Genomic DNA, 17,554 nt, shown 5'->3' with positions numbered 1-17,554 from the left:
GCCCTCTCCTTACGGTAACAGGCTCTTGACGTCGATAGGCTTAGCTTCGTTCTCTGCTTCGCCCTTATCTTTGCCGTCGATTGCCATACCCGCCATCCGGTAGAAGTTATATTCCGGGTATTTGCCCGGACCGGAAATCAGCAGATCCTCTTTTTCGTACACCAGATCCTGACGCTTGTATTCGCCCAGTTCGAAGTCCGGGGTCAACTGAATCGCCGTGGTTGGGCACGCTTCTTCACACAGGCCGCAGAAAATACAGCGTGAGAAGTTGATGCGGAAAAATTCCGGGTACCAGCGGCCATCTTTGGTCTCTGCTTTCTGCAAAGAGATACAGCCTACCGGACACGCTACCGCACACAGGTTACAGGCAACGCAGCGCTCTTCACCGTCCGGGTCGCGCGTCAGCACGATACGGCCACGGTAGCGCGGCGGCAGATATACCGGCTCTTCCGGATACATCTGTGTTTCACGTTTGGCGAAGGCGTGCATCCCGATCATGCAGATACTGCGGACCTGGGTGCCGAACCCCACCAATAATTCTTTTAAGGTCATGGTCAATTCACCCCTTATTGCGCCTGCCAGAGAATGACAGCCGCCGTTACCAACAAGTTGATCAGCGTTAACGGCAGGCATACCTTCCAGCCAAAGGACATTACCTGGTCATAACGTGGACGCGGTAATGATGCGCGGATCAAAATGAACATCATCATGAAGAACGCGGTTTTCAGCGCGAACCAGATGAACGGAGGTAACCATGGGCCATTCCAGCCGCCGAAGAACAGCGTCACGATCAGCGCTGACACGGTGACAATCCCGATGTATTCACCCACGAAGAACAGACCGAACTTCATACCGGAATATTCAATGTGGTAACCATCGGCCAGTTCCTGCTCGGCTTCCGGTTGGTCAAACGGGTGACGGTGACAGACCGCAACGCCCGCGATGGCAAAGGTGACAAAACCAAAGAACTGCGGAATGACGTTCCACAGATGCGCCTGGTTGTTGACGATATCGCTCATGTTGAACGAGCCCGCCTGCGCCACCACGCCCATCAGCGACAGACCGAGGAACACTTCGTAGCTCAGGGTCTGCGCAGAAGCACGCATCGCCCCCAGCAGCGAGTATTTGTTGTTACTCGACCAGCCGGCGAACAGCACCGCGTACACCGCAAGGCCTGCCATCATCAGGAAGAACAGGATGCCGATGTTCAGGTCGGCAACCACCCACGTCGGGCTGACCGGCACGATAGCAAAGGCCAGCAGTAATGACGTGAAGGCGATAACCGGCGCCAGGGTAAAGATGACGCGGTCCGTAAAGCGCGGAACCCAGTCCTCTTTAAAGAACATCTTGATCATGTCGGCGACCAGCTGCAGCGAGCCGCCCCAGCCGACACGGTTCGGTCCGTAGCGGTTCTGGAACAGGCCCAGCAGACGACGTTCGCCAAAGCTCATGAACGCGCCGCAGGTCACCACCACCAGCAGAATGACAACGGCTTTCAGGATGCTTAACAGAATGTCGATGAGATCCGGTGTTAACCAACTCATGCTTTCGCCTCCTGCAGTGTGTCAATACGAACGCCGGTCAGTACCGGTGCAATGCCCGGCATGCCCATCGGCAAGCCAACCTGCCCGGCAGTCAGACCTGCCGAGACGATCAGCGGCAGGCTCAGCGCCTGGCCTTCAACGCTAAAGGAGAGCATCGCGCCATCGTTAACGCCAAGCTTAGCGGCATCTGCCGGGTTGAGCTTGATGTACGGCTGCGGCATGCGGCTCTGGAAGATCGGAGAACGCTGCGACAGCTCATCGCTGCCAAACAGATGGTAGTAAGGCGCAATACGCCATTTCCCTTCTTCCGCCTGGAAGCCGGCCGGCACCGCGGTGAAGTACTCAAGACCACTGGCAGACGCTTCAATCAGACGCACGCCCGGATCGCCGTGACGCAGTTTCCCGCCCACTTCATCCTGGAACTTGTTCCACGCCTGCGGGGAGTTCCAGCCCGGCGCCCAGGCAAACGGAATTTGCGAACGCGGCGCGGACGGCTGGTTGTTCCCTTCCATCGAGAAGGCAAACATGGTGTCTTTATCTTGCGGCTGACGCGGCTCGTGCACGCTGATATTGGCGCGCATTGCCGTACGACCACTGTAACGATGCGGTTCACGGGCCAGCTTCTGCCCACGAATGCGGAAGGTGGCATCCGGCGCAGCATCTTTAATCCCCGCCAGCTGCGGCAGTTTCGCCACGGCAGCATCAATGACATGATCCAGCTGGGTCCAGTCAACCTGACGGTTGTCGACGGTGCTGTGCAGGGAGTGCAGCCAGCGCCAGCTTTCCAGCATCACGGTATTAGCGTCGTAGTAAGCCGGGTCATAAACCTGGAAGAAACGCTGTGCGCGGCCTTCGTTGTTCACCACCGTGCCATCGCTTTCGGCAAAGCTCGCGGCGGACAGTACCAGGTGGGCTTTGTCCATAATCTCGGTACGCTGATGGTCGATAACCATCACCAGCGGCGCTTTCGCCAGGGCAGCATCTACGCGCGCAGCGGAAGCATGACGGTGCAGATCGTTTTCCAGCACCACCACGGCATCGGCCGCACCGGTTTCCAGTTCGCTCAGCGCCGCTTCCAGAGAACCGCCGCCAATCATGCCCAGACCGACGCTGTTGACCGCGCGGGCCACCATGGTGACACCGACGTCAATGCCGCGACCTTTCAGCGCTTTCGCCACGTTAGCGGCGGCCTGAATGATTTCGATGCTGCCGGCGTTGGTCCCGGAGACAATCAGCGGTTTCTTCGCCCCGGCCAGCGCCTGGACGATAACGTCGATTTTGCCTTTCAGGTCGCTGCTCAGTCCGTCCACTGCCGGCGCGGAATCATCCAGCGCATGGGCGATGGCAAAGCCCAGGCGAGCCTGGTCTTCTACCGGCGCGCGGTAGGTCCACGCGGCGACATCGTCGAGACGGGTGTCATCAATATTGGTGACAAACAGCGGGTGTTTCGCACGTTGACCGATGTTGAGGATCGCCGCGATCTGCCAGTCAGCCACTTTCTGGGCCGCCGCCATTTCACGTGCTTTGCCTTTCACCGCCTGACGCACGGCCAGCGCGATGCGGGCGCCTGTCTGGGTAATATCTTCGCCCAGCACCAGAACCGCATCGTAGGATTCGATTTCGCGCAGCGCCGGGGTATGAATCCCGCCGTCACGCAGCACTTTCAGCATCATCTGCAGACGTTCCTGCTCTGCTTTGGCGATGCCGGTATAGAAGTTGTCTTCACCCACCAGCTCACGCAGCGCGAAGTTGCTTTCGATGCTGGCGCGTGGAGAGCCGATACCGATCACTTTTTTCGACTGACGCAGAATATCCGCAGCGCCCTGCATCGCCTGTTCGGCGTTGAGGGTAATCAGATCGTCGCCACGGCGCTGAACCGGCTGACGCGGACGGTCTTTCAGGTTCACATAGCCATAGCCGAAACGACCGCGGTCGCAGAGGAAGTAGCGGTTTACGGTACCGTTGTAACGGTTTTCGATACGACGCAGTTCGCCATAACGCTCGCCCGGGCTGATGTTACAGCCGATGGAACACTGCTGGCAGATGCTCGGGGCAAACTGCATATCCCATTTACGGTTATAGCGCTCGGAGTGCGTTTTATCGGTGAATACGCCGGTCGGGCAGACTTCTACCAGGTTGCCGGAGAATTCGCTTTCCAGCACGCCATCTTCCGGGCGACCAAAGTAGACGTTGTCATGCGCGCCATACACGCCCAGATCGGTGCCGTCGGCATAATCTTTGTAGTAACGCACGCAGCGATAGCAGGCGATGCAGCGGTTCATTTCGTGAGAGATGAACGGCCCCAGGTCCTGGTTGCGGTGGGTACGCTTGGTGAAACGGTAGCGGCGGAAGCTGTGACCGGTCATCACGGTCATATCCTGCAGGTGGCAGTTGCCGCCCTCTTCGCAGACCGGGCAGTCGTGCGGGTGGTTGGTCATCAACCACTCGACCACGCTCTCGCGGAACTGCTTCGCTTCGCCATCGTCAATAGAAATAAAGGTCCCGTCGGATGCCGGCGTCATACAGGACATCACCAGGCGACCACGCGTGTCTTCCGCGTTTTGATATTGCTTCACCGCACACTGGCGGCAAGCACCGACGCTACCGAGCGCCGGATGCCAGCAAAAGTAGGGAATATCAAGCCCAAGAGAGAGACAAGCCTCTAGCAGGTTGTCCGCTCCGTTGACCTCGTATTCTTTGCCATCTACATGAATCGTAGCCATTAGCATGCTTCCAAATTAAAAAATCGTTACCACTGCCTCATTCAGTTGCCGTCTTACCGCAGGCTGAATAAGTGTGTGGGAATCACCAGCGCGTCTTAAGCAGGTTCGGCTGAATCCCGTTGATAGCATGGGTATTGCTGAACTGCTGCTTAATGCCTGCTTCGAATTCGTCGCGGAAATATTTAATGGCGCTCTGCAGCGGTTCGACCGCACCTGGCGCATGCGCACAGAAGGTTTTCCCCGGCCCCAGGAATCGACACAGTTGCTCAAGTGTCTCGATATCCCCCGGCTGGCCTTCTCCGCGTTCCAGCGCGCGCAGAATTTTCACGCTCCACGGCAGACCGTCACGGCATGGCGTACACCAGCCGCAGGACTCGCGGGCGAAAAACTCTTCCAGGTTACGTACCAGCGGAACCATGCCAATCTCGTGGTCGACGGCCATCGCCAGTGCGGTACCCAAACGGCTCCCCGCTTTACCAATACTTTCGAATTCCATCGGCAGATCAAGATGCGCTTCGGTCAGGAAGTCGGTCCCCGCCCCGCCCGGCTGCCAGGCCTTAAATTTCAGGCCATCACGCATGCCGCCAGCGTAATCTTCGAGGATTTCACGCGCGGTGGTACCAAACGGCAGCTCCCATACGCCCGGATTTTTCACCCGGCCAGAGAAGCCCATCAGTTTGGTTCCGGCATCTTTGCTGGTTGAAATGTTCTGGTACCACTCAACGCCGTTGGCCAGAATCGCCGGGACGTTGCACAGGGTTTCGACGTTGTTGACGCAGGTCGGTTTCCCCCACACGCCGGAGCTCGCCGGGAACGGCGGCTTGGAGCGCGGGTTGGCGCGACGACCTTCGAGGGAGTTAATCAGCGCGGTCTCTTCACCACAGATGTAACGCCCTGCCCCGGTGTGGACAAACAGTTCGAAATCAAAACCGGTACCGAGGATGTTTTTGCCAAGCAGACCGGCTTCGGTCGCTTCGGCAATTGCCCGGCGCAGGTGTTGAGCGGCTTCAATGTATTCGCCGCGCAGGAAGATGTAGCCGCGGTACGCTTTCAGCGCAAACGCGGAAATCAGCATGCCTTCCACCAGCAGGTGCGGCAGCTGCTCCATCAGCAGGCGGTCTTTATAGGTGCCCGGCTCCATTTCATCGGCGTTACACAGCAGGTAACGGATGTTCATGGACTCGTCTTTCGGCATCAGGCTCCACTTAAGACCGGTGGAAAAGCCTGCGCCGCCGCGTCCTTTCAGACCGGCGTCTTTTACCTGATTGACGATCTCATCCGGTGCCAGGCCCAGCAGCGCTTTACGAGCGCCGGCGTAGCCATTTTTGCTCTGATATTCATCCAGCCACACCGGCTGTTTATCATCGCGCAGGCGCCAGGTCAGCGGATGCGTTTCGGCAGTTCGGATCACTGTCTTCATTTATACTGCTCCAACAGGTCAGGAATCGCCTCCGGCGTCAGATAACTGTGAGTATCCTCATCAATCATCATCGTCGGCCCCTTGTCGCAGTTGCCCAGGCAGCAGGTCGGCAGCAGAGTAAAGCGGCCATCAAAGGTGGTTTGACCCGGTTTGATGTCGAGCTTTTTCTCGATAGCGGACTGGATCCCCTGGAAGCCGGTGATATGGCACACCACGCTGTCGCAATAGCGGATCACGTGGCGACCAACCGGTTGGCGGAAGATCTGGCTGTAGAAGGTGGCGACGCCTTCGACGTCACTAGCCGGGATGCCCAGTACGTCAGCGATCGCATAGATCGCGCCATCCGGCACCCAGCCACGCTGCTTCTGAACGATCTTCAGCGCTTCAATGGACGCCGCACGCGGGTCTTCGTAGTGGTGCTTCTCGTGCTCAATGGCCTCACGCTCTGCCGCACTCAGCTCAAAAGCCTCGGTTTGTGGTTGTTGATTCTCGTGCATAATTAGCGGTCCACGTCTGACATAACAAAATCGATACTACCCAGATAGACGATCAGGTCGGATACCAGGCTACCGCGAATAGCCGCCGGGATCTGCTGCAGGTGCGCATAGCTCGGCGTACGGATACGGGTACGATAGCTCATGGTGCTGCCGTCGCTGGTCAGGTAGTAACTGTTAATACCCTTCGTCGCTTCAATCATCTGGAAGGATTCGTTGGCCGGCATGACCGGGCCCCAGGAAACCTGCAGGAAGTGCGTGATCAGGGTTTCGATATGCTGCAGCGTGCGCTCTTTCGGCGGCGGCGTCGTCAGCGGATGATCCGCTTTGAACGGGCCTTCCGGCATGTTATCGAGACACTGCTGAAGAATACGCAGGCTCTGGCGCAGCTCTTCAACTTTCAGCATCACGCGGGTATAGCAGTCGGAAATACCGCCACCGGTCGGGACTTCAAAGTCAAAGTTTTCATAGCCAGAATATGGACGCCATTTACGCACGTCGAAGGCAATCCCGGTCGCACGCAGGCCCGCACCGGTGGTACCCCACTCCAGCGCTTCTTTGGCGTTATAGGCGGCAACCCCTTTCGAACGGCCGATCAGAATGCTGTTACGCAGCGCGGCTTTCTCGTAAGAGTCCAGACGTTTTGGCATCCACTCAAGGAATTCACGCAGCAGGCGATCCCAGCCACGCGGCAGATCGTGCGCCACACCACCGATACGGAACCACGCCGGGTGCATACGGAAGCCGGTAATCGCTTCCACCAGATCGTAGATCTTCTGACGGTCGGTAAAGGCAAAGAACACCGGGGTCATCGCACCGACGTCCTGAATAAAGGTCGAGATGTACAGCAGGTGACTGTTGATACGGAACAGTTCGGAGAGCATGACACGAATGACGTTCACGCGATCCGGCACGGTGATCCCGGCCAGCTTCTCTACCGCCAGTACGTAAGGCATCTCATTGACGCAGCCGCCGAGGTATTCGATACGGTCGGTATACGGAATGTAGCTGTGCCAGGACTGGCGTTCGCCCATCTTTTCAGCACCACGGTGGTGGTAGCCGATGTCCGGTACGCAGTCGACGATCTCTTCACCATCAAGCTGCAGAACGATACGGAACGCACCGTGCGCGGACGGGTGGTTCGGGCCGAGGTTAAGGAACATAAAGTCCTCGTTTTCGGTCCCGCGCTTCATGCCCCACTCTTCCGGTTTGAAGGTCAGCGCTTCCATTTCCAGATCCTGCTTGGCCTTGGTCAGCTCAAACGGGTCGAATTCGGTGGCGCGCGCCGGGTAGTCTTTACGCAGCGGATGCCCTTCCCAGGTTGGCGGCATCATGATGCGCGTCAGGTGTGGGTGGCCTTCGATATCAATGCCAAACATTTCCCAGGTTTCACGCTCATACCAGTTGGCGTTCGGGAACAGTTTGGTAAAGGTCGGCACGCGCAGATCGTTTTCGGACAATGCTACCTTGAGCATGATGTCGCGATTACGTTCAATGGAGATCAGGTGATAGAAAACGGAAAAGTCCGCGGCGGGTAACCCGTCACGGTGGGTGCGCAGACGCTCGTCCATGCCATGTAAGTCAAACAGCATGACGTAAGGCTTCGGCAATTTCTTCAGGAAATCACCCACCTCCAGCAGCTGTTCACGCTTAACCCAGACCACCGGAACGCCGGTGCGGGTTGGCTGAACGGTAAAGGCATCCGGCCCAAAACGATTGCGCAGTTCGCCGATCACCGGGTCATCGAGGTGATCGCGGGTTTGCCAGGCGGGTGCGGCATCATGCGCATGTAAATCGGTCATATTGTTCACCATTGCAAAAGGTCCGTGGTGACTGCCGGGCGGGACTTCGCGCTGTTGTAGATTGATTTGCGAAGTGTTGTTCCACCGCCCGCAGGCGCAAGTTAAATCTCGTCCGGCGTCCGCAGATTGGTCACTGCAATGCGTTCACCACGTTTACGCTCGCGTTCCGACTGCATGTTGGCGCGATACACGCCCTGATCGCCAACCACCCACGAGAGCGGACGACGTTCTTTACCAATGGACTCCTGCAGCAGCATCAGCGCCTGCATATAAGCTTCCGGACGCGGCGGACAGCCCGGGATGTAAACATCAACCGGGATAAACTTGTCCACGCCCTGGACGACAGAATAAATATCGTACATCCCGCCAGAGTTAGCACATGCGCCCATGGAGATAACCCACTTCGGCTCCAGCATCTGATCGTAAAGACGCTGAATAACCGGCGCCATTTTGGTGAAGCAGGTACCGGCAACGACCATCAGGTCAGCCTGACGCGGGGAAGCACGCAGTACCTCGGCGCCAAAACGCGCAACGTCATGCACCGCAGTGAATGACGTCACCATTTCAACGTAGCAACATGACAGGCCAAAGTTGTAAGGCCAGATTGAGTTCTTACGGCCCCAGTTCACCATGTCGTGTAGCGCGTGTTCGAGCTTGCCCATATACACGCTTTTGTTGACTTCTTGCTCCAGGGGGTCGGTGACGATCTCCTGTTTCTGCAGGGGGTAACGGTCGTTCTCACCGTTAGGATCTATGCGGGTGAGCGTATAATCCATCTTATTGCCTCGCTTTTACTGCATATGACGGTTAGTGGGACTGTCTGTTTCTGAGTTAACCAGCGTGCGACGGGAACGCGCAGGCGTCCAGTCCAGTGCGCCGATACGAACGAGGTAAACCAGACCTGCCAGTAGCACTAAAATGAAAATTGCGGCTTCCACAAAGCCGACCCACCCGCTCTCGCGAATAGATGTCGACCATGCGTAGAGATACAGGGCTTCCACGTCGAAGATAACGAAGAACATGGCAACCAGATAAAACTTCGCAGAAAGACGTAAGCGAGCCGAACCAACGGAGTCGATCCCCGATTCAAACGGCGTGTTCTTGCTCCGCGCGCGCGCGCGACCGCCGAGGTACCAGCCCCCGATCAGCATCAGGCAGCACAGGCCGATGGCAATGATGAGAAATATAGCGAATGCCCAATGATGAGCGATGACTTCAGTGGATGTTGACATACGCATTGCTTAACCAAAAAAGTGTAGCGCTTAACCCTCTGCTCTTACTGGCAGATGAACGCCACAGCGTTTCACGGGAGGAATAAAAAAATAACCTTGCAAAAAAGCGTCCCTACTTAGCGTAGAAGGCTGTATGCGGTGGCTTTTTACCCCTTTCTTTAACCTTTTGTCAACTTCAACAAAAGTTTTAACAACATTAATTTACATTAGCTTTTTTTCATTAACATTAAATGCCCTTTTATGCGAAATAACCTTGCATACAAACCGGATTTAGTGTTGTTGAATCGTGTCCGTTTCTGTTGTAAATCAAAATACCCATCTATTTTGACAGGATTCAGCCTCGATTCCTCCCCCTAAGGAGGGGTATTTTCTTGATCTGCGACACGGTTTTGTTAATTAAATCCATAAAACAGCAACAAACCTGTCGGTTTTTTAACATTAGCATGAAGTATTGAAAGTGCAGGGAAAAGTAGCGAAGTTAGTACGCCATTAAACGTAACAGACTGATAAATAAAATAATAAAGTAACAAAACGCTGAAAACGACTGTAAAATAAGGAAAAAAAGAGCCACCGCGGTGAATTTAAACCTTAGTGGCGCTTTTTTCACACTTACAATTTGTTACCAGCTTTTTGTGATCTGAGCGACTTATTCCGTTCAGGAAACGAAGGTACTGTCTCCCCCTTCAGGGGTAAACACGGCCTCAGATGACCAGGGATTATAATCCTGGCTCAGCGACTGGAAGATGGCCTGCGCCGACTCGCTCGCCTGCTGTGGATGACAGCTCAGCACATACTGCGTGTCCGGTAATCCTGGGAGTCCTTCGTTTTTACCAACCACACGTAATTCCGGGCTCATCATTTCAACAGGCCGGGCCGTAACGCCCAGACCGGCTTTAACCGCCGCTCTCACGCCGGTCAGCGTCGTCGCCGAGTGCGCCAGATGCCACGGCGTGCCGGCAGCATTCAGCGCGGCAATGATATCGGTACGGAACGGACCCGGCTCTTCGAGCAGGACCAGCGGAACCGAAGCCTCGTGAGGCAGCACATAATCCGCCGCGCAGTACCATAGCGTAGGCGAAGTGCGCAGCATCAGCGTATCGACGTTGTCACTCTGGTGGGTCGTCAAGGCGAGATCAATCTCGCCGCTCGCCAGCATTCCGACCACGTCCGGGTGATTCAGAACTTTGATTTCCAGCGTCAGCTTGGGGTAAAACCCACCGATCCGGCTTAATAAGAACGGCAAAATCGTATCTGCCGTTTCATCAGAAGCCCCGATGGTTAAGACTCCCTGCAGACCACTGAACATCAGCGACATACAGGCTTCATCATTGAAGCGCAGAATTTTTCGTGCGTAGCCCAGCAGCTGAATGCCCTGCTCGGTCAGCAACTTATTGCGCCCGTGACGGGCAAAGAGCTCTTTGCCAACCAGTTGCTCCAGACGCTGCATTTGTTGGCTGACGGCAGACTGGGTACGGCATACTGCGGCCGCCGCAGCGGCAAAGGTACTGAGATCGGCAACGGCAACGAATGTTCTCAACAGATCAAGATCAAGATTCAGTATCGGACGATTTGCATTTATCATATTTTTCACTCACAGGTCGCGAATGCTAACCTGCCTCGTTGATGCTGTGCTCCAGGTTTCCGGCTATTCCTTGAGCCTTGTGCCAGCCAAAAAATGAATGGCAACTGGAAGAATGTTATTGCATTTGAAAGTACTCGTTCGCGACAAGTGCGCGAAACCTCTGAGTAATAAATTATTCGTACTTCTACGCTTTATTGCCCTGAACAGATATCTGTGACGTTATTCAAAAAAAACATCATCAAGCGCAGTAATTGGCTCAGAGCACAAATCACCGCCTCTGGCAGCGAGCGCAAAAACAAACAAAAACCTGCAATAACAATATATTAATAACAACCTGAGCAAATATCAGGTCCTTGTTCGATATTAACGGTCGTATCCTAACCGAAAACTGAATTATTGATAAGATCTAATCATTATTATTAAAGCCAATTTTAAATTTTTTTCAGCTCTTTAATTAAATTAACAAAAACAGAGGCCTGACTTGCGTAAAAAATAAAAGTTTTTTAGTTTGTTAAATATTCTCATTAAATAATTTTAACATTAGCGCTACAGTCAGCACACTTAAACAGTTATACACCATTTCGCCTGCCCCGTTGCCTGTCGGGAACAAAATAACCACGATGGCGCTTCGCCACCGATTCAAACCATACAAACGTTCAAGACAACGGCAGACTCACACAATATTTGACCACGATTTTACCATCCAAAGGCAGATTCTATAAAAAACATCGCCATCAGGCAGGCAAATTGATTACTCCAAAAAAATCATAACGGCAAAATCTTCTCCTGCTAACCCTTCAAAACATCGGGGATGAAGAGTACATTGTTCCGTGCTGACTTCCACGGCAGGGAGTGGCGATAACAGCTAAAAGGTCAAAGGTTCATGTCCCCTATCGAAAAATCCAGCAAGTTAGATAACGTCTGTTACGACATCCGCGGCCCGGTTCTGAAAGAGGCAAAACGCCTTGAAGAAGAAGGCAATAAAGTCCTGAAACTGAACATCGGCAACCCGGCTCCGTTCGGCTTTGACGCCCCTGACGAGATCCTTGTTGACGTTATTCGCAACCTCCCGACCGCCCAGGGCTACTGTGATTCAAAAGGCCTGTACTCTGCGCGCAAAGCCATCATGCAGCACTATCAAGCCCGCGGTATGCGCGATGTGACGGTCGAAGATATTTATATTGGCAACGGCGTCTCGGAGCTGATTGTCCAGGCCATGCAGGCGCTGCTAAACAGCGGCGACGAAATGCTGGTTCCGGCCCCGGATTATCCGCTGTGGACTGCCGCGGTTTCACTCTCCAGCGGCAAAGCGGTGCACTATCTGTGCGATGAATCCGCCGACTGGTTCCCGGATCTTGACGATATTCGCGCCAAAATCACCCCGCGCACGCGCGGCATCGTGATCATCAACCCGAATAACCCGACCGGCGCAGTCTACTCAAAAGAGCTGCTGATGGAGATCGTCGAGCTTGCCCGCGAACACAACCTGATCATTTTCGCGGATGAAATCTACGACAAAATTCTGTATGACGAAGCGCAGCACCATTCGATCGCCGCGCTCGCCCCTGACCTGCTGACCGTGACCTTTAATGGTCTGTCTAAAACCTACCGCGTGGCCGGTTTCCGCCAGGGCTGGATGGTTCTGAACGGGCCGAAGAAACACGCCAAAGGCTATATTGAAGGGCTGGAGATGCTGGCATCCATGCGTCTGTGTGCCAACGTGCCGGCGCAGCACGCCATTCAAACCGCCCTCGGCGGCTACCAGAGCATCAGCGAATTCATCGTGCCTGGCGGCCGTCTGTTTGAGCAGCGCAACCGCGCCTGGGAGTTGATCAACGAGATCCCTGGCGTCTCCTGCGTCAAACCGAAAGGCGCGCTGTACATGTTCCCCAAAATAGACGCCAAGCGCTTTAATATCCACGATGACCAGAAAATGGTGCTCGACTTCCTGCTGCAGGAGAAAGTTCTGCTGGTTCAGGGTACCGCCTTCAACTGGCCGTGGCCGGATCACGTGCGTATCGTTACTCTTCCGCGCGAAGACGATCTGGAAATGGCGATCTCACGCTTTGGCCGCTTCCTCTCCGGCTATCATCAGCTCTGATACTCTGTCCCCGCCGCCGGTATTTGCATCCGGCGGCAATCCCTGCGCACAATAGCACCCGATGTTGTCACTGATTAAGGGTTCCTATGAGTCAGAGTCATTTCTTTGCCCACCTCTCCCGCCTGAAGCTAATCAACCGCTGGCCACTGATGCGTAATGTACGCACCGAAAACGTCTCCGAGCACAGTCTGCAGGTGGCGATGGTGGCACACGCGCTGGCAGCAATAAAAAACCGCAAGTTTGGCGGTCAGGTCAACGCCGAGCGAATTGCGCTGCTCGCGATGTACCATGATGCATCGGAAGTGTTAACCGGCGATCTCCCGACCCCGGTGAAATATTTCAACTCGCAGATTGCCCAGGAATATAAAGCCATCGAAAAGATCGCCCAGCAAAAGCTGATCGATATGGTCCCTGACGAACTGCGCGACATTTTTGAGCCGTTGATTGATGAACATCACTACAGCGAAGATGAGAAATCCATCGTCAAACAGGCCGACGCCCTCTGTGCTTACCTGAAATGTCTGGAGGAGCTTTCAGCCGGTAACAATGAATTTTTACTGGCGAAGGGCCGGCTTGAAAAAACGCTTGAGTCACGCCGAAGCCAGGAGATGGACTACTTTATGCAGGTGTTTGTCCCAAGCTTCCAGCTGTCGCTGGATGAAATCAGCCAGGATTCACCGCTGTGACGGTTTCCCCGGTCGGCAAACGCCGGACCGGGGAACGCTTACCAAGGGATCAGAACGGGAACAGCACCGGGATCAGCAGCACGCACACCACCATCACCAGCACCGTGAACGGCACGCCGATTTTCACGAAATCGCTGAATGAGTACTTACCCGGCCCAAGCACCAGCGTGTTCACCGGTGACGACACCGGCGTCATAAACGCCGCTGACGCCGCCATTGCCACCACCATGGCAAACGGATACGGTGACACCTCCATCGACCTGGCCGCTGCCAGCGCAATGGGCGCCATCAGTACCGCCGTGGCGGTGTTAGAGATAAACAGGCCAATTGCCGCGCACATCACAAACAGGCAGCCGAGCATCAGATAAGGCCCTTTGCTACCGGCAACATCCATCAGACCTTTCACCACCAGATCCACGCCGCCGGTTTTCTGCAACGCCAGCGCAAACGGCATCATCCCGACAATCAGAATAATGCTGGGCCAGTGAATCGCTTTGTACGCGCTCTCAGCGTTAATACAGCGGAATTTGCCCATCAATAAACAGGCAATGATCGCCGCAATCGGGTTGGGAATTTCGTCGGTCAGCATCAGCGCGACCATCAACACCAGGCAGAAAATCGCGTGCGGAGCCTGGCTATGCGCCGGCGACGCGTCGTTCACCTCAACCGGCATATTCAATACCACAAAGTCGCGACCGCGTTTCGCCAGCAGGCCAATCTGGCGCCAGTTTCCCACCACCAGCACAATGTCGCCCAGCTGCAAAGGCTCATCAACCACCGCCCCATCGAGGGCTTTGCCATCGCGCTTCAGCCCGACGATATTGAGGCCAAAACGGGTGCGAAAGCTGATTTCACGCACCGTTTTGCCAATCAACTCCGAGTCAGGGATCAGCGAAACTTCAGCCATACCGACATCCAGCGCCTGGTCGGAGAAATACTCGCCGCGCAGCACCATCGGTTCAAGCATCTGCTCGCCGCAGAACTGGCGCAAATCGACGTCCGACGCTGACATGTCGATCAGCAACACGTCGCGGGCGCGAAACTCAGAAACCCCGTTAACATTGACGATCACCCGGCGAAAGCGCCGCCAGCGCTCCACGCCAATGACGTTGGCGCAGTACCGTTCGCGCAGCTTAAGGTCATCCAGGCGCTGGCCGATCATCGGTGAACCCGGACGAATAGCCAGACGCCGGGCCCTGCCGGTCAAACGGTACTCTTTGATTAAGTCGCGAAAAGTACTTCTCGGGCGCCCGTCGCGGGTCGTTTCCCCTTCTTCGCCCCGCAGCATAAACCGGACCGCCAGCATGTAAATGACGCCCAGCACCAGCACCACCAGACCAATCGGCGTGACGCTGAAAAAGCTGAATCCCTGCAGCCCTTCACGTAACAACTCGCTGTTGACCACCAGGTTCGGCGGTGTGGCGACCAGGGTCATCATCCCGCTGATAAGGCCGGCGAAGCTGAGCGGCATCATCAGACGTGATGGCGACGTATTCATGCGCATGGAGACGCTCAGCACCACCGGAATAAAGATAGCGACCACGCCGGTGGAGCTCATGAACGCCCCCAGGCCGGCCACGGTCAGCATTAAGAAGACCAGCATTTTGGTTTCACTGTTGCCGGCAACCTTCACCAGCCATGACCCCATTTTGGTAGCAACCCCGGTACGCACCAGCCCATCGCCGATAATAAATAACGCCGCGATGAGGATAACGTTAGGATCGCTGAAACCCGAAAAAGCCTCGCTGAGCGTGAGCGTATCGCTGAGGACAAACGCGATAATCACTAACAACGCGATAGCATCCATGCGCACTTTTCCGGTGGCAAAGAGCACGATTGCTACGGCAAGAAGCGATAACACCCAAATCAATTCACCGTTCACAACTTATCCTTGTCAGATGATAGAGGGGAAAGTCTGGCATAAAAAAGCCCCACCGGTGCGGGGCTACATCATGAGATTAGCGTTTAAGACTGAGATTCACCTGACCGTCCTGCTGGCGCTCAACCACCAGACTTTCAAGGCTGGTCAGGACAAAATCGGCTTCGTCCAGACGCGGCGAACCGGCCGGCACATTCACCGCGACAGTCCGGCACCCGGCGGCCAGCCCGGAAAGCAGTCCGGCGGGGGCGTCTTCCACCACCACGCAATCCTGCGGCGCCAGGCCTAACAGTTCAGCCCCGAGTAAATAGGCATCGGGAGCCGGTTTACCGTGTTTAACCCGTTCAGCGGTGACGAAGATTTTGGCCTCCGGCAGACCGCCCGCGCGATGGCGGGCATGGGCAACCGGCACCGATCCTGAGGTCACAATCGCCCACGGGATCCCGGCCTCATCGAGCGTCGTCAACAGCGCAACCGCCCCCGGCAGTGCCGTGATGCCATCGATATCCGACGCTTCCAGCGCTTCAAGCCACAGGAACTCCGCCTGTAACTCCTCATCGCTACGTCCGGGTAAGAAATGGCGTAAAGAGGTTATCGCCTGCTTGCCATGAATGAAGTTCAGGACCTCATCGTGCGGGATGTCAAAACGATCCGCCCATTTACACCACGAGCGTTCGACCACCGGTAACGAATTCACTAACGTCCCGTCAAGATCAAACAGGAAACCTTTACACTGCACGGAAACCTCCATCAGGCATTAATAATTTGATTAATCTCGTTGCTGCTTAAATGATACTGACGCGGGCAGGCGTGCCAGGTGTTGAGCATCCGCTGGTACTTATCCCACATCGGCGTTTGCGAGTTGAACCCGTGGGTTCCGGCGTCGAAGTGGCTGTAGCGCCCTTCAACGTTAACGATAAAGCGGACATAGCCGAGGAAACGCGCTTCGGTTGCCACGTCGAACCCCAGGAAAGTGACCCGGCGTTCATCAATTTCACTGGCGTCCTTCAGGTTCGTCCAGGAGACATGCAGCGCATGATACATCTCCATGATATCAATGATGGTACGGCAGGTTTCTTCCGTCAGTTGGCCAAACTCGCGGTCCAGTTCGCGCATTTGTAATCCGTATCCACGCTCAATGATAGTCTGTAGACGGCGGTAACGTTCGGCGTTATCCGGGTCGAGCATCGTCATCATCTTGTACTGATTAGATAAAATCAGACGCTGCGCATTGGTCATTTCCATGTTTTGACTCCTGTGGCACTTTACGGCGTGAAAAAAGAAGGCGCATTAATCATGCGCCTTCTTTTATATGCGTTTTCATGATGGAATTACAAATCATCAAGGAAAGTTTTATCTAATTGTTTGAATGCGCGCTTAAGCGTGTCAGCTAAAGCCTGATAATCGGGCTTGCCGTCGACCGGCGCCAGCGCCTGCCCCGCCTCCTGCAATTTACCGCGTACTTCATAAAACCAGTTCAGCACCGTCGGCGGAAGCGGCGTGACCGAGCGTTTCCCCAGCCACCATAATCCCTGCATCGGCAGGCTCAGGGCAAACAGAGCGGTGGCGACGGCCGGACCCAGCTGACCACCGAGCGCAATTTGCCAGCACAGCGTGAAGACCGCGACCGGCGGCATAATGCGAATCGCGTAGCGGGTGGCGCGAATAATACGGTTTTCAATAAACACCGGGGCAAGGCGTTTATCCAGGGGCCAGGTCTTTGCATAGTGCTGCCCATGGCGGAACAAGCCAAAAAAACTCACAGGGCGATTCTCGGGACTGGACATGGCTTACCTCAACTTTACATATAAAACTTAAAAAAATTACGTAAAACACCAACTGTGCATGACAACGTTCAAAAGATTTTGGCAAAGGATGCGGCAATCAGGTATTCTGTGCGCACCTGAGGGGCGGTTAGACCCTTTTACCAGGTTAGTCAAATTATCGCATATTCTGCCATTGGCTGAAAATTATGCAAAATGACATAAAATCAAATGTACTGCTCCCATCTTGCCGAAAACAGAATAAGGCATGATGTTAATCATAAATGTCGTTGTCATCCTGCGCTACGCTTTGTGACACACTGACGTT

Annotated in this window: 15 protein-coding genes; 2 read left to right on the top strand and 13 right to left on the bottom strand. The window is 55.0% G+C overall.

Going from position 1 to position 17,554, the window contains the following annotated elements:
- Positions 1 to 9: 9 nt before the first annotated feature.
- The 9 genes from nuoI to HF679_RS01150 form a co-directional block, all read right to left on the bottom strand.
- Positions 10 to 552: an NADH-quinone oxidoreductase subunit NuoI gene (nuoI, locus tag HF679_RS01190; protein WP_015365590.1), complete on the bottom strand. Its 543-nt coding sequence runs from the start codon at positions 550 to 552 to the stop codon at positions 10 to 12.
- 14 nt (positions 553 to 566) lie between these two features.
- Positions 567 to 1,544, bottom strand: a complete 978-nt coding sequence (nuoH, locus tag HF679_RS01185) for an NADH-quinone oxidoreductase subunit NuoH (RefSeq protein ID WP_004865093.1) — start codon at positions 1,542 to 1,544, stop codon at positions 567 to 569.
- A complete protein-coding gene (gene nuoG / locus HF679_RS01180; RefSeq protein ID WP_187042514.1) occupies positions 1,541 to 4,267 on the bottom strand; it encodes an NADH-quinone oxidoreductase subunit NuoG in 2,727 nt (908 codons plus the stop codon). The genes nuoH and nuoG overlap by 4 nt, the downstream gene beginning before the upstream one ends.
- An 82-nt stretch (positions 4,268 to 4,349) precedes the next feature.
- Positions 4,350 to 5,687 (bottom strand): NADH-quinone oxidoreductase subunit NuoF, encoded by a 1,338-nt coding sequence (gene nuoF / locus HF679_RS01175; protein ID WP_123755230.1) that lies wholly within the window; start codon positions 5,685 to 5,687, stop codon positions 4,350 to 4,352.
- A complete protein-coding gene (nuoE, locus tag HF679_RS01170; protein WP_004865099.1) occupies positions 5,684 to 6,184 on the bottom strand; it encodes an NADH-quinone oxidoreductase subunit NuoE in 501 nt (166 codons plus the stop codon). Before nuoE ends, nuoF begins: the two co-directional genes overlap by 4 nt.
- A 2-nt stretch (positions 6,185 to 6,186) precedes the next feature.
- Positions 6,187 to 7,995 (bottom strand): NADH-quinone oxidoreductase subunit C/D, encoded by a 1,809-nt coding sequence (gene nuoC / locus HF679_RS01165; RefSeq protein WP_123755231.1) that lies wholly within the window; start codon positions 7,993 to 7,995, stop codon positions 6,187 to 6,189.
- Between the two features lie 89 nt (positions 7,996 to 8,084).
- Positions 8,085 to 8,759, bottom strand: a complete 675-nt coding sequence (gene nuoB / locus HF679_RS01160; RefSeq protein ID WP_002913178.1) for an NADH-quinone oxidoreductase subunit NuoB — start codon at positions 8,757 to 8,759, stop codon at positions 8,085 to 8,087.
- 15 nt (positions 8,760 to 8,774) lie between these two features.
- Entirely contained in the window at positions 8,775 to 9,221 is a 447-nt protein-coding gene (gene nuoA, locus HF679_RS01155) for an NADH-quinone oxidoreductase subunit NuoA (RefSeq protein ID WP_123755232.1), read from the bottom strand.
- Between the two features lie 649 nt (positions 9,222 to 9,870).
- Entirely contained in the window at positions 9,871 to 10,797 is a 927-nt protein-coding gene (locus tag HF679_RS01150) for a LysR family transcriptional regulator (protein ID WP_123755233.1), read from the bottom strand.
- A gap of 883 nt (positions 10,798 to 11,680) precedes the next feature.
- On the opposite strand from HF679_RS01150, the gene alaA reads away from it, so the two are divergent.
- On the top strand, positions 11,681 to 12,898 hold the full coding sequence (alaA, locus tag HF679_RS01145; protein ID WP_123755234.1) for an alanine transaminase AlaA: 1,218 nt from the start codon (positions 11,681 to 11,683) through the stop codon (positions 12,896 to 12,898).
- 86 nt (positions 12,899 to 12,984) lie between these two features.
- Entirely contained in the window at positions 12,985 to 13,584 is a 600-nt protein-coding gene (gene yfbR / locus HF679_RS01140) for a 5'-deoxynucleotidase (protein ID WP_123755235.1), read from the top strand.
- A gap of 49 nt (positions 13,585 to 13,633) precedes the next feature.
- On the opposite strand, the gene HF679_RS01135 is transcribed toward yfbR, so the two are convergent.
- From HF679_RS01135 to yfbV, 4 genes are all read right to left on the bottom strand, one after another.
- Positions 13,634 to 15,466: an SLC13 family permease gene (locus HF679_RS01135; RefSeq protein WP_123755236.1), complete on the bottom strand. Its 1,833-nt coding sequence runs from the start codon at positions 15,464 to 15,466 to the stop codon at positions 13,634 to 13,636.
- Between the two features lie 76 nt (positions 15,467 to 15,542).
- Complete coding sequence (locus tag HF679_RS01130) at positions 15,543 to 16,214, bottom strand: sugar phosphatase (protein ID WP_154144199.1); 672 nt, start codon at positions 16,212 to 16,214, stop codon at positions 15,543 to 15,545.
- Positions 16,214 to 16,708 (bottom strand): YfbU family protein, encoded by a 495-nt coding sequence (locus tag HF679_RS01125; protein ID WP_123755237.1) that lies wholly within the window; start codon positions 16,706 to 16,708, stop codon positions 16,214 to 16,216. The genes HF679_RS01130 and HF679_RS01125 overlap by 1 nt, the downstream gene beginning before the upstream one ends.
- An 86-nt stretch (positions 16,709 to 16,794) precedes the next feature.
- The gene (yfbV, locus tag HF679_RS01120) at positions 16,795 to 17,250 is read right to left on the bottom strand and encodes a terminus macrodomain insulation protein YfbV (protein WP_123755238.1); all 456 of its coding nucleotides are present in this window, start codon (positions 17,248 to 17,250) and stop codon (positions 16,795 to 16,797) included.
- Positions 17,251 to 17,554 lie beyond the last annotated feature (304 nt).

Source organism: Enterobacter sp. JUb54 (genome assembly GCF_014298075.1).
GTDB lineage: Bacteria > Pseudomonadota > Gammaproteobacteria > Enterobacterales > Enterobacteriaceae > Klebsiella > Klebsiella lignicola.
This window is presented reverse-complemented; position numbering and strand designations above follow the sequence as displayed.